Annotated in this window: 10 protein-coding genes; 1 reads left to right on the top strand and 9 read right to left on the bottom strand. The window is 57.6% G+C overall.

What is annotated here, in order from left to right:
• Positions 1-18 precede the first annotated feature (18 nt).
• The 3 genes from BS300_RS06500 to dinG are packed head-to-tail and all read right to left on the bottom strand — an operon-like array spanning position 19 to position 2,908.
• Complete coding sequence (locus tag BS300_RS06500; protein WP_071911604.1) at positions 19-678, bottom strand: DUF2057 domain-containing protein; 660 nt, start codon at positions 676-678, stop codon at positions 19-21.
• 17 nt (positions 679-695) lie between these two features.
• Complete coding sequence (locus BS300_RS21290) at positions 696-839, bottom strand: hypothetical protein (RefSeq protein ID WP_158025281.1); 144 nt, start codon at positions 837-839, stop codon at positions 696-698.
• On the bottom strand, positions 836-2,908 hold the full coding sequence (gene dinG / locus BS300_RS06495) for an ATP-dependent DNA helicase DinG (RefSeq protein WP_071911602.1): 2,073 nt from the start codon (positions 2,906-2,908) through the stop codon (positions 836-838). The genes BS300_RS21290 and dinG overlap by 4 nt, the downstream gene beginning before the upstream one ends.
• 400 nt (positions 2,909-3,308) lie before the next feature.
• Here dinG and BS300_RS06490 point away from each other — a divergent pair, with 400 nt between their 5' ends.
• Positions 3,309-4,346, top strand: a complete 1,038-nt coding sequence (locus tag BS300_RS06490; RefSeq protein WP_071911600.1) for a porin — start codon at positions 3,309-3,311, stop codon at positions 4,344-4,346.
• A gap of 1,289 nt (positions 4,347-5,635) precedes the next feature.
• Here the strand turns inward: BS300_RS06490 and tyrA are convergent.
• The 6 genes from tyrA to BS300_RS06455 form a co-directional block, all read right to left on the bottom strand.
• Positions 5,636-6,763, bottom strand: coding sequence for a bifunctional chorismate mutase/prephenate dehydrogenase (gene tyrA / locus BS300_RS06480; RefSeq protein WP_071911598.1), 1,128 nt, complete (start codon positions 6,761-6,763; stop codon positions 5,636-5,638).
• Between the two features lie 70 nt (positions 6,764-6,833).
• Positions 6,834-7,907 (bottom strand): 3-deoxy-7-phosphoheptulonate synthase, encoded by a 1,074-nt coding sequence (locus BS300_RS06475; protein ID WP_071911596.1) that lies wholly within the window; start codon positions 7,905-7,907, stop codon positions 6,834-6,836.
• 355 nt (positions 7,908-8,262) lie between these two features.
• A complete protein-coding gene (gene glgC, locus BS300_RS06470) occupies positions 8,263-9,540 on the bottom strand; it encodes a glucose-1-phosphate adenylyltransferase (RefSeq protein WP_071911594.1) in 1,278 nt (425 codons plus the stop codon).
• Between the two features lie 288 nt (positions 9,541-9,828).
• Complete coding sequence (gene secF, locus BS300_RS06465) at positions 9,829-10,746, bottom strand: protein translocase subunit SecF (protein ID WP_192849737.1); 918 nt, start codon at positions 10,744-10,746, stop codon at positions 9,829-9,831.
• A gap of 155 nt (positions 10,747-10,901) precedes the next feature.
• A complete protein-coding gene (secD, locus tag BS300_RS06460; protein ID WP_071911592.1) occupies positions 10,902-12,704 on the bottom strand; it encodes a protein translocase subunit SecD in 1,803 nt (600 codons plus the stop codon).
• A 157-nt stretch (positions 12,705-12,861) separates the two neighbouring features.
• The gene (locus BS300_RS06455; RefSeq protein WP_071911590.1) at positions 12,862-13,281 is read right to left on the bottom strand and encodes a hypothetical protein; all 420 of its coding nucleotides are present in this window, start codon (positions 13,279-13,281) and stop codon (positions 12,862-12,864) included.
• Positions 13,282-13,292 lie beyond the last annotated feature (11 nt).

Genomic DNA, 13,292 nt, shown 5'->3' with positions numbered 1-13,292 from the left:
GCGGGATGAATCATCCAATTACTGCTGCTGGATAACCCAGATCTGGAACGCTTTGCGGGTCTCCGCATCAGCCTTGTTGTACCAGTTTTGCAGCTGGGTCAGGGCTTCCGGATTGCTCTCGGCCTTGCTCGGCGCTACCTGTACCGGTGCGCTGGCGGCAGCCATAACAGCAGCAGAGGAGATGGCGACAGTCTTGGGCTGGTTGAATGCCTTGCCCATATTGATCAGCTCTTGCTGGTAGTCACGAGTCAGCTGGAAGCCTTCGACTTTCGGCATCACGAACTGCTCGCTGGCCACGGTCTGACCGTTGGCGGCGTCTTTCAGAGCGACTTTCTGATCCTTGACAAACTGCTTGGCTTCCATTTCATTGCGGGGCTTTTTGAAGTCCAGCACCAGCTTCTGGTTGTCGGCGGCAGTAAAGTTGAGCACCAGCGGTTCGGCAGTTACCAGCTTGATGTCGTTGCGGCTTGAGTAGTTTCCTTCAAAAGCAACAACCAGCTGATGCTTGCCAGCGCTGAGCGGGAAAGTGCTGGTTTTGTCGAGCAGTTTGGGGTTGATCGGTTGGCCGTCGATCAGCTGGGCAACATAAGGGGCACTTACTTCGACCTGGGTATTGGCCAGAGCGCTACCCGCAAACAACAGACCAGCCAGTGCCGGTACCAGAACAGTCAGTTTCATTTCATCTCCTTGAACAGTCAGACGATTGCCTGCTGAAAACAGGGGCTCATTTTTACAGGTTTGGCCCACTGCGGCAATTGCTCTTTGAGTTGGTCAAAATCAACCCAGATATCATCTTTTTTCTCATTAGGATTGAGTAGCACCGTGATTAGGTTTGTCATTCAATATGCCGTTTGAACGGGGGCAGGGCATCGAGCAGCCCCTTGCCATAGCGTTTGGTCAGCAGGCGACGATCGAGAATTGTGACCCGTCCCCGATCGGCCTCCTTGCGGATCAGGCGACCACAGGCCTGAATGAGCTTGCGCGATGCTTCCGGCACCGTCAGTTGCAAAAAGGGATTGCCGCCCCGCTTCTCGACCCACTCGGCGGTGGCCTCTTCCACCGGCGAGTTGGGCACCGCAAACGGCAGCTTGGTTATGACCAGGTTGGTGAGGTAGTGACCGGGCAGATCCAGCCCCTCGGAAAAGCTGCCGGTACCGAACAGGATGCTGGCCTGACCGCCGTCGCACTTCTGCTTGTGCAGGGTGAGCAGGGCGTTACGGGAGGCTTCGCCCTGTACCAGCAAAGAGAGTCCCTTTGCCCTGAGACCAATGGCCACCTCGTTCATCTGCCGGTAGGAAGAGAAGAGCACCAGGCTTGCCTCTTTACCTGCCAGCAGGCGTGGCAGGGCGCTAATCAGCTCGTCGGTAAAGGCTGGGGAGTTGGGCTCATGGGCCATCTTGGGCAGATAGAGTTCGGCTTTCTGGTAATCAAAGGGGGAGCGCAGGCGCAGATAGCGGGTGCCGTCGTGCTCCTTCAAACCCACCTGGTGGCGGAAATAGCTGAAGGAGGAGAGGGCGGTCAGGGTGGCCGAGACCAGTACGGCGCCAAGGCACCTGGACCAGAGCCACTCTTCCAGCAGATAACCCACCTCGATAGGGGAGGCATGCAGCCAGATGTCACCATCGTCACTCTTGGCCATCCAGCGGGCGAGCGGGGTCTTCCCCTCGGGAATATGGCGCCCCAACATCTCCCACAGGGCGCAGAAACTCTCCAGCCGCTGCAGATGAAAACCGCTCTCGGCCAGTAGCGGCTCGGCCTCTTTGCGACGGATCTCGCCATCTTTCATGGCTTCACCGATGGCTGCCTGCATTCTGTCCAGCGCTCGCAGCGCCTTCTTGCTCGACTCCTTGAGATTTTCCGCCAGCATCGGCAGCGGGTCTGGCAATACTCCTTCGCCAAAACGGTAGTGCATCTCGCTGCCAAACAGCCGGTCATTGCTGGCGAGCCACTGCTCCACCGCCTTGAGGTCGGGTTGAATTGAGGCGAGGGCATCCTGCAACTTCAATTGCGGGTCGATGAGGCTCTCTTTATTGAGGGTACGAGTCAGCTTGCCGGCACTTTGCACCAGTTTTTCCAGCCAGCGGCGCGAGCCTTTGACGCTGGCCGAGGAGGCGCCGTGATCGCGGGCGATGGTAGGCAGGTGGTGCGCTTCGTCCAGCACATAGATGCACTCGTCGGGTGGCGGCAGGATGATGCCGCCACCCATGGTGAGGTCAGAGAGCAGCAGCGCGTGGTTGACCACCAGCACGTCGGCCGCATCCATGTCGTTGCGGGCGCGGTGGAAGGGGCAGTGTTGATGATGGGTCAGCGCTTTGTTGCAGGTGTGGCGATCGGCGGCGATACGATCCCAACAAAGGTCGGGAATGGGTTTGGGCCAGTTGTCCCGATCACCATCCCACTTGCCTTCGGTGTAGGCCTGCCATAGCGCCTGATAGCAACTCTTGTCGGCTTCGGACGGCTTGTGTTTGCTCAGGGCGCCGAAGTCGAATTCGAAGTTGGCCATCTCGCTACCGCTTGCAGCCTGCTCCAGCAGATGTTCGCAGCAGTAGCGCTGGCGCCCCTTGACCAGCATAAAGCGAAACGGCAACTCGCTGTGGCGGTGATAGAAGGGGAGATCCTTGTGGATCAGCTGCTCCTGCAATGCCACGGTGGCGGTGGAGATCACCAGCTTTTTCTGGGTCAATCTCGCGACGGGGATCGCTCCCTGAGCATAGGAGAGGGACTTGCCGATACCGGTGCCCGCCTCGGCCACCAGAATACGGCGCTGTTTGTCATACTCCCCGGTCAGCGTCTTGGCTATCTCGGCAACCAGAAAATTCTGTTCTTTACGCGGCACAAAACCGGGCAAGCCATCCGAAATCTGGCGGTAGGTTTGACGAATGGTGGCTTTGAGGCGAGTTGACAGCATAAAGAGGAGGCCAGTTTGGTTGTTGCGCGGGGAAAGGCCAAGGATACCCGTATCCCCTTGTCGGGGTCGAGGGGCGCTCTTTCATCACCCTCATTTCGCACTGGTCTGATGAGGTTGGTTGTTTATCAGGGAGTTAGCTGCAATTACCTAAAAAACAGGCTGTGCAAGTATAAAAAAACAGCAAAAAGCATTGTAAACGTTTTCCTTTGGTGGGTAGACAATGTGAGAGCTGGCTCACATTTCTGCCTCGGTGACTATGCTTTTCATAAAAAGTTCCAAGTTTTTTCGTTGCGGTTGTGAAAACCCGGTGCTAGTCTCGCCGTCATAGTGATGCAAAGTACATCGCTAACACAGGGAATAACAAAGACTTAGTGTTTAATTACAGTAGGCATTGGAAACTATGAAAAAGACAATTCTGGCTATTGCTATCCCGGCTCTGTTTGCGTCCGCAGCTAACGCAGCTGTGATCTATGACAAAGACGGTACCAATTTCGACGTATACGGCCGTGTACAGGCTAACTACTATGGCGATGCTAACGACAAACCAGCTGAGCTGGTTGGTTCTACTCGTCTGGGTTGGTCCGGTAAAGTAGCTCTGAACAATACTTGGGCGGCTATCGCCAAGACCGAATGGCAGGTAGCTGCCGAAAACTCTGGTAGCAAAACTAGTGATATCGACCCGCGTCATATCTATGCCGGTTTTGACGGTTCTCAGTACGGTAAGATCATCTTCGGTCAAACCGACACTGCCTTCTACGACGTTCTGGAGCCGACCGATATCTTCAACGAATGGGGTGATGCCGGTAACTATTACGATGGTCGCCAAGAAGGTCAGATCATTTACTCCAACGCTATCGGTGGCTTCAAAGGCAAAGTTTCCTACCAAACCAATGATGATGTTGCTGTTGTAGTAACTGACGTCGGTCAGAAAGTTAAAGAAGATGCTGTTTGGGGTAAAGACGTTAAGCGTAAGAAAGCTTATGCCGCAGCAGCTGGTTATGACTTCGATTTCGGTCTGGGCTTCAATGCAGGTTATGCATACTCTGACTTGCAAAATAAAGTCAACGGCCAAACTGGTAAGAAAGACGAGTGGGCTGTTGGCGCACACTATGCAATCAATGGCTTCTACTTCGCAGGTGTTTACACCGAAGGTGAAGTTAAGAACAAGAGCTCAGGCGTGAAAGATGAAGGCCGCGGCTACGAGTTCGCTGCCTCTTACAACGTAGATGCGTGGACCTTCCTTGCTGGTTATAACTTCAAAGAAGCCAAAGAGAATGCCCAGAAGGCAGGCTCTAGCTACAAAGATCAAGTTGACGAAACCCTGCTGGGTGTTCAGTACGCTTTCACTCCGAAGCTGAAAGCCTACACCGAGTACAAAATCCAGGGTATCGAGAAGCTGGACGACGAGTGGACTGTTGCTCTGCAGTACAACTTCTAATAAGAAGTTGCTGACAAGCGATATCCAAGCTTGAGTCTTTGACCAAGCGATAAAATGGCCGGATTGATATCCGGCCATTTTCTTTTTGGCCTCTTGCTGTCTTGGTGGCGATTGAATGGGTGGCTGGGTAAGCCATATTGCGGCCCAAGTTGCCAAAGCTGTTGTCACGATTAATCTCTCCTGCTCCTGCTCCTGCTCCTGCTCCTGCTCCTGCTCCTGCTCCTGCTCCTGCTCCTGCTCCTGCTCCTGCTCCTGCTCCTGCTCCTGCTCCTGCTCCTGCTCCTGCTCCTGCTCCTGCTCCTGCTCCTGCTCCTGCTCCTGCTCCTGCTCCTGCTCCTGCTCCTGCTCCTGCTCCTGCTCCTGCTCCTGCTCCTGCTCCTGCTCCTGCTCCTGCTCCTGCTCCTGCTCCTGCTCCTGCTCCTGCTCCTGCTCCTGCTCCTGCTCCTGCTCCTGCTCCTGCTCCTGCTCCTGCTCCTGCTCCTGCTCCTGCTCCTGCTCCTGCTCCTGCTCCTGCTCCTGCTCCTGCTCCTGCTCCTGCTCCTGCTCCTGCTCCTGCTCCTGCTCCTGCTCCTGCTCCTGCTCCTGCATCTCATCAATGTATTCAGGCTAACAGGCGTTACGTTCTGTTGAGTGAACCGCCCAAGCTCGGGCACGGCCTCTATCCGGTGGAGAATGGCTGCGAAGGAGCTGGGGGAGAAATATATGTGCGGTATAAACAAAAATTTGGTCATTTGGTGAAAATGCATAAATTAAATTTATGGCGATCTTCTCGGCCTGTTGACGGGGTTTGGAGCGTTACGCTCAACGTAGTGAGGGGGCTGGCCGACCTTAAAGGGTTGTCTGATTGAGAAGCTGTTGGACGGACGTCATCGCTTTTCGTGTATCTGCAATGGTTTAGTCCACCTCAGATCTGTGGCAGAAGAGGCCAATAGCCGATATGGCTGATTGGGCCTGTGGCTTGGCCGTTCGGTTGTATTGCAATTCGATGTTTGATTGCCGATTGCCGATTGCCGATTGCCGATTGCCGATTGCCGATTGCCGTCAGATGGATAGCAAGCGAGCGACCATTGGCAGTAGGCAAGAAAACCGATGTCGCTATTTTCAGTTGATGTGCTGGTAAGGGAAGAGTGCGGTCTGCAACAGGATCACCAACCTGCGTTTAGGCCAGGGCTTTTGGATGGCGAGTCAAGAAATGGAGAGCCAAGAAACAGCGTGGCAATTAAGGGCGTATCAATAAAAAGGGAAGATGAGAGGCATCTTCCCTTGGCAATCGATTGGTGCAGGCTCGCTCAGCTGTGCTGGCGGCGATCGTTGGCTTGTGCCAGCAGGGTGCGGCTTTCACGCAGGAACTGGTCGGCATGGTCACCAAAGAAGCCGGAAACCTGGCTGAAAGCTTCAATAAAACCGTCCCTGTCTCCACGCTCCAGCAGACCCAGCGCCTCACCGAAGTTCTGGTAGTAGCGGCGGATCATCGCGAGGTTCTGTGGCGACGACAAAATGATGTCGGCATAGAGGTGGGGATCCTGGGCAAACAGCCGCCCCACCATGGCCAGCTCCAGCCGGTAGATGGGGGAGCTCAGCGCCAGCAGCCGCTCCAGATTGGCTCCTTCCCGCGAGAGGTGCCAGCCGTAGGCAAAGGTGGCAAAGTGGCGCAGCGCCTGGATAAAGGTCATCGCCTCATCGTGGGCTTTGGCTTCCACTTGCTGCAGGCGGGCGCCCCAGATGGTCATCTGCTCCAGCAGCCACTGGCTGGCGGCAGCGTCACGTCCCTGACAGCAGACGATCACCTGCTTGGCGAGACTCGCCACATCCGGTCCGAACATGGGGTGCAGCCCCAGCACAGGCCCCCGGTGTACTGCCAGCATGTGCTCGAGCGGCGCTGATTTGACGCTGGTGACATCCACCAGCAGGCAATCTGCGGGCAGGTTGCCGAGCCGGTCGATGATCTGGCAGGTGATGTCGATGGGCACCGCTACCATCACCAGACCGGCTCCGGCGAGGATCTCGTCAGCGCGCGGCCAGTCGGCCTGTTCGAGGGTATCGACGTGATAGCCCGAGAGGGTGAACATATGGCCAAACAGGCGGCCAAGCTGGCCCTGACCACCGATGATCACCACCTTGCCCAGATCCGGCTTCATGCACTTGAAGCCGGTATCTTTTTCACTGGCGTAAGATTCGCGCATCACTCGGCGCAGCACGTCTTCGATGAGGTCACCCGGTACGCCCAGTGCCTCGGCTTCGGTACGGCGGCGGGCCAGCATGCTGGCCTCCCGATCCGGTGCATAGATGGGCAGGCCGTGGCGGCTCTTCACTTCGCCCACTTCTCCCACCAGCGCCAGACGGGCTGCCAGCAGATCGATCAGCTGCCGGTCTACCACATCAATCTTGTCCCTGAGGGCATTCAACTCTTCAGCCATCTTCAGTCCCTGTGGGTGCCGCCAGCGGCAGCACCTTGTGATTCAATATGTTGCATCAAGATATCACGGCTTAACCGCCAGTTCTGCTCTTGAGTGGCGCCGCCAGCTGGCTGTGGCAACGGGCCAGCAGCGCCTCTGTGGTCTCCCAGTCGATGCAGGCATCGGTGATGGAGACACCGTAGCGCATCTCGCACTTGGGTTGCTCGCTCGACTGGTTGCCCTCATACAGGTTGGATTCGAGCATCACCCCGATGATGGAGCGGTTCCCCTCCAGGATCTGGTGGATGACGTTGTCAGCCACCTTGGGCTGCAGACGGTGATCCTTGCTGGAGTTGCCGTGGCTGCAATCCACCACCAGCCCCGGTTGCAGGCCCGCTTTTTCCAGCGCCTCTTCCGCCAGCGATACATTGACCGAGTCGTAGTTGGGATGTTTGCCACCGCGCAGGATCACATGGCCATCCGGGTTGCCCTGGGTCTGCAACAGCGCGACCTGGCCCTGCTGGTTAATGCCCATAAAGGCGTGGGGAGAGGAGGCCGATTGCAGGGCGTTGATAGCAGTGCCCAGATTGCCGTCGGTGCCGTTCTTGAAGCCGACCGGCATGGAGAGGCCGGAGGCCATCTCCCTGTGGGTCTGGGATTCGGTGGTGCGGGCGCCGATGGCCGACCAGGAGAAGAGCTCGGCCAGGTATTGCGGGCTGATGGGGTCGAGTGCTTCGGTCGCCAGCGGCAGCTCCATCTCGGCCAGCGAGCAGAGCAGCTCGCGGGCACGGTGCAGCCCCAGCTCTACGTCGAAGGTGCCATCCAGATTGGGATCGTTGATAAAGCCCTTCCAGCCCACCGTGGTGCGGGGTTTCTCAAAGTAAACCCGCATCACAATGTAGAGAGAGTCCTGATAGGCATCATGCAAGGCCTTGAGTCTGGTTGCGTACTCTTTGGCGGCCTCCATGTCGTGAATGGAGCAGGGGCCGCAGATCACCAGCAGGCGGTGGTCACGGCGGTGGATGATATCGGCGATGGTATTGCGGGCCCCTTGCACGAATGCCAGCGCCTTGGCGGAGATAGGTAATTTCTCCTTGAGCTGGGCAGGCGTGATCATCACTTGTTCGGACTGGATATGGATGTTGTTCAGGGGATCTCTTTGCATGATGTCGTTCTCTCTGGACTGAATTCTAAAAGCAATCGTACATTTATGTTTACATTGGTACGTGCTTTGTTACGCAACCGCCCTCACCTTACCAAGTAAAAACAAACAATCAAGTGAAACAAGCGGGTTTACTGCCATTTATGCAGATAAAAACGCGTTGACATAGTCGTTATGGTAATAAAATAGCGAGGCATCGCGTGATGGGGAGTAGTTTTTGTAATTAAATGTTTACGGTTGCGCAAGGGGGAGGGCAAAAGAAGCATAAAGGGGAGCTGGCTCGACAGCGAAGAGAAACAAGAAAGGGGCCCTGATGGCCCCTTCGAATAGGGGCCAGAGCCCCGTTCAAGACGTGATATTACGCCTTGAGTTTATCCAGCATCTCTTTGGTGACCAGCACAATGCCCTGTTCGGAGCGATAGAAGCGACGGGCATCCTCATCGGCGTTTTCACCGATCACCATCCCTTCCGGCAGCTTGCACCCCTTGTCGATCACCACCCGGCGCAGGCGGCAGCCCGGCCCGATCTCGACCCCGGGGAAGACCACGGCCTGATCCAGGGTGCAGAAAGAGTGAACCCGCACATTGGTAAAGAGCACCGAGCTCAGGATAAAGGAGCCGCTGACAATGGTGCCGCCAGAGAACATCGAGTTGATGGTCATGCCGTGCTGGCCGTTTCTGTCCTGCACGAACTTGGCAGGCGGCGTCATGGTCTGGCTGGTCCAGATGGGCCAGTCCTGATCATAGATATCGAGCTCCGGAGTGACGGAGGCGAGATCCATGTTGGCCTCCCAGAAGGAGTCCACAGTACCCACATCGCGCCAGTAGGGACGCTTCTCGGCATTGCAGCCGACGCAGGACATGCCAAACGGGTGAGCGTATGCCGTCCCTTCCCGCACCACGCGGGGGATCACGTCCATCCCGAAATCGTGGTGGGATTCGTCGTTGGTGATGTCTTCATCCAGCAGCTGATAGAGATAGTCGGCATCGAAGATGTAGACCCCCATGGAGGCGAGGGAGGTATCTTCCTTGCCCGGCATGGCAGGCGGGTTGACCGGCTTTTCCACAAAGGCGTTGATCTTGCGATCGCCATCGATCGCCATCACCCCGAAGGCACTCGCTTCACTGCGCGGCACTTCGATACAGGCAACGGTCACCTTGGCGCCCATGTTGACGTGGTCGAGCAGCATGGCGGCGTAGTCCATCTTGTAGATGTGGTCGCCTGCCAGTACGACGATATATTTGGGACCGTGGTCGCGGATGATGTCCAGATTCTGATAGACCGCATCAGCGGTGCCCCGATACCAGTTGACCTCGTCCACGCGCTGCTGCGCGGGCAGCAGGTCGATGAACTCGTTCATCTGATAGCGCAAGAAAGACCAACCTGACTGAAGGTGGCGCAGCAAGCTGTGGGATTTGTACTGTGTTACCACACCGACGCGGCGAATGCCGGAGTTGATGCAGTTGGAGAGCACAAAATCGATGATGCGGAATTTTCCGCCAAAGTGGACTGCAGGCTTCGCTCTGTTATCAGTTAACTGTTTGAGGCGACTACCCCGCCCTCCGGCGAGAACCAAAGCCATGGTCTCGTTCAGCAACTGTCTTGCCTTTGCTGTATTGGCAGGTTGTAACAACATCTTGTATCCCTTTGTAGATAAATCACTACAATCTTGCCGCTTTTGAGACCTAAAGAAAGTGCTTTCAGTCACACTTTTGCGGGGTACGCCGTAATAAAATGACTTTTTTGTTATTAAGGTGTGGTTGTTTTTCCATCTTTTGCTGTCAATCTACTCACTCGTAAATTTTCTTCGCAAAAAGAAGCTAACAGCGTTAACAGAGGGGGCTGGAAAGAGGCCCCTGCTTGTGTGCAGGGGCCGGAAGGTGGGAGGTAAAACAGATCGTAAAAAGAACCGCAAAAAAGGCGGCTATGCCGCCTCTGCCAGCGGCTCCTCACCCTTCTTCTGATAGGCCTGCGGGCTCAGACCCAGCAGCTCCTGCACGGTCGAGGCCACCGTGATGGAGGAGATGGTCCCCACCAGAATGCCGGTGAACAGAGTGAAGGAGAAACCGTAGAGGGTATCGCCGCCAAACAGCAGCAGTGCCCCGACGGTAAACAGGGTGGTACCCGAGGTGATCATGGTACGGCTGAAGGTGGCCTTGATGGCGACATCAGAACATTCGTGGATCCCCATCTGGGTGCGCGAGCTCAGCAGATCCCGCAAACGGTCCGAAATCACGATGCTGTCGTTGAGGGAGTAGCCGATCACCGCCATCAGACCGGCGATGACGTTGAGATCGAACTCGATGTTGAACAGCGCCAGCAACCCCAGCGCCACGATGGCATCGTGGATCACCGAGATAAGGATGCCGATGGCCTGACGCCACTCGAAGCGAAACGCCAGATAGGCCGAGATGGCGAGGGAGGCGACCAGTACCGCCAGCATCCCCTGCTGGAACAGCTCGGCGCCCACCTGCGGGCCGACGATGGTGGTGCGCAGCAGCTCGACCGGCATGCCCAGTTGCTGGGTCAGCATGGTGGCAAGCTCGGTGGCCTGCCAGGGCAGTTCGTGCGGTGGCAGTTTGATCAGCCACTCGCCGGGGACACCGGCAGAGCTGAGCTCCACCGCGCCTGCTAGCGGGGAGGTGAGCATGGCGTTGAGCTCATGGGCCTCCTTGAGGGTCTGGATATGAAACTCCAGCAGGGTGCCACCGGTAAAGTCGAGGCCGAGGGCAAGGCCGTTGACCAGCAGCATGGCGATGCTCGCCACTGTCAGTACGATAGAGGCCCACAGGCCGATATAACGCCAGCGGGTCAGCCCCATGGCAACAATCATTCTAAACATAGTTCTCTCCTTGGCCTGCCAGCGCCTGGCTGGCGGCCGCATCCCGACGTGCCTTGGCACTGCGGGGGAAATGTCTCTGATCCGGCGCATTTGGCTGGCCATCTCCATGGCCGGCGGCGGTGCCGGATCCGCTCATCAGGGGGCGCTTCGCCCCGTTACACCTTCAGCGTGCGCTCGCTGCTGCGGCCCCACAGGGGGTTGATGATGGCGCGTGTGCCCCAGATCCCGGTCACCATGCTGGAAATAAGCCCCAAAATGAGAGTGATGGAGAAGCCTTGCAACGGCCCGGAACCGATGGAGTAGAGCACCACGGCGCAGATGAGCGTGGTGATGTTGGCATCGAAGATGGTGCGAAATGCCGAGCGATAGCCAAAGTCGATGGCGTTGGCCAGCGAGCCGCCGTCACGCAGGCGATCCTTGATCCGCTCGAAGATGAGCACGTGGGTATCCACCGCCATCCCCACCGTCAGCACCAGACCGGCGATCCCCGGCAGGGTCAGCACGGCCCCCGGCAGCACCGCCAGCATGCCGACCTGCATCAGCAGGTTGGCGACCAGCGCGGTGATGGCGACCCAGCCGAACTTGCGATACCAGGCCATCATGAACAGCATCATGCCCGCCATGCCGAACCCGAGGGCGGTGAAGCCCGCTTCGATATTCTGCATCCCGAGGGTCGGGCCAATACTGCGCTCTTCCAGGATCTTGAGCGGTGCGGTGAGGGCTCCGGCGCGCAGCAACATGGCGAGCTCCTGCGCTTCCGGCAGGCTGCCAATCCCGGTGATGCGGAACTGGTTGCCAAGGGCGGTCTGGATGGTGGCGACGTTGATCACCTCGCTCTGGGCGCGCAGCTTGCCCTGGGCATTGGTCTTGTACTCGGTGAAGACGGTCGCCATCGGCTTGCCCACATGCTGGCGGCTGAACTGGTTCATCTTGTTGCCGCCCAGAGTGTCGAGCACGATGTTGACCTGTGGCTGGCCCATCTCGCCCATGTTGGCGCGGGCATCGACGATGTGCTCGCCGGTCAGCACTGGCCGACGCGCCATGCCGACGGCCTGACCGTTGCGATCGGCGATGTAGAAGTGGCTGTCAGCCTTGGCCTCGTAGAAGGCCAGTGACGCGGTCGCCCCGATCACCTCTTTCGCCTGTTTGGGGTTGTGCACGCCCGGCAGCTCGATGCGGATGCCATCCTGCCCCTGACGCTGTACCGAAGCTTCGACGATGCCGAGTTCGTTGATCCGCTTTTTGAGGATGGAGAGGTTCTGGGTCACGGCGTTGTTGATGAGCTGGGTGCGCTCGGCCTCGCTCAGCACCAGCTTGAGCTGGTTGCCGCTGCGGGTCATTTTCCACTGATCCTGACGGGTACCGGCGCTCTCCTTGATGATGGTGAGCCAGCCACTCTGATCGTCAGCTTCTGGCAGAGTGACATTGACGCTGCCAAGATCGGCCCGGGCCACGCCGGCTCCGCGCAGATTGGCTTCACGGAAACGGGTGCGCAGGGTGTCGACCAGATTCTTGGTCTGGGCGTCGAGGACGAAATCGACATCGACCCCGATCAGCAGCTGGGAGCCACCGCGCAGATCGAGCCCGAGCTTGATGGGGTCGGCGCCAAGGCGGCTGATCCAGGTCGGGGCGTTGGAGTGGAACTCCAGCGTCAGCGCAGCGCTGTCGAGGCCCTGCTGCTCCAGCAGTTGTTTGGCTCTTTGCTGTTCACTCTGGCTGGCAAAGACCAGCTCGACCCGCTCCGGTTGTTCGATGATCTTGGCCGGGGTCAGGTGGTTGTCGGTCAGCAGCATCTGCTGTTTGGTGGTCAGGCTCTGCTGACCGTGCAGACCAAGAGAGGGCTGCTCGCCAAAGAAGGTGGGCAGCGAATAGAAGGTAAAGGTCAGCAGCATGAGCAGCAGTAGGGCGTACTGCCACTTGCTCATGCGGTTAAGAAGGGTATGACTGGTTTTTCTCATGGCAAATTGGCCTCTGTCAGGAGAATGGTGCGCAGGCCGATAGCATCAAGGCTCGGCAAGGCGCAGAAAAATGGATGCATCAAGTGCGGATCAGGCCGAAGCGGGATCCGTCAGAAGGAGGAGATGAGCAAACAGTGGATGCGCCAACCCCTCGGGGTCAGGCGCTCAGATAGCTCTGGGTGAAGCGGTACTGCAGATACTGGCGCTGCAGCCGGTGGCGGTGAATGGTGGCGAAGGGATCGCGAAAGCGCTGCTTGTGGTAGAGCTGGGCGGCGAGCAACAGCCAGCCAAGCAGCACCAGCAGAATTGCCTGGGCAGACCAGCTCTGGATCAGTTCGTAGACCACATTTTTGGGCTGGTTGTCGCTGCGCAGGGACTGCTCAAAACGCAGCAGGTGATTCTGGTTGGTCGCAACAAACTTGATGACACCATCGTCGCTCTCGCTCGCTTGCGAGAGGCTCTGGGTCTGTTGCTGATCGGGTAGCAGCGGGCCTTCCATCACATTGATGGAACAAAGCAGAGTGAGCGAGACAACGAGTGCCACCAGCCCCAGTTTGACTTTGTCGATAAGGCGCAAAAGGGTATTCC

The organism is Aeromonas sp. SCS5 (assembly GCF_001887375.1).
Classification (GTDB): domain Bacteria; phylum Pseudomonadota; class Gammaproteobacteria; order Enterobacterales; family Aeromonadaceae; genus Aeromonas; species Aeromonas jandaei.
The sequence above is the reverse complement of the archived record's forward strand: the minus strand, read 5'-3'. Positions and strand labels throughout refer to the sequence as shown.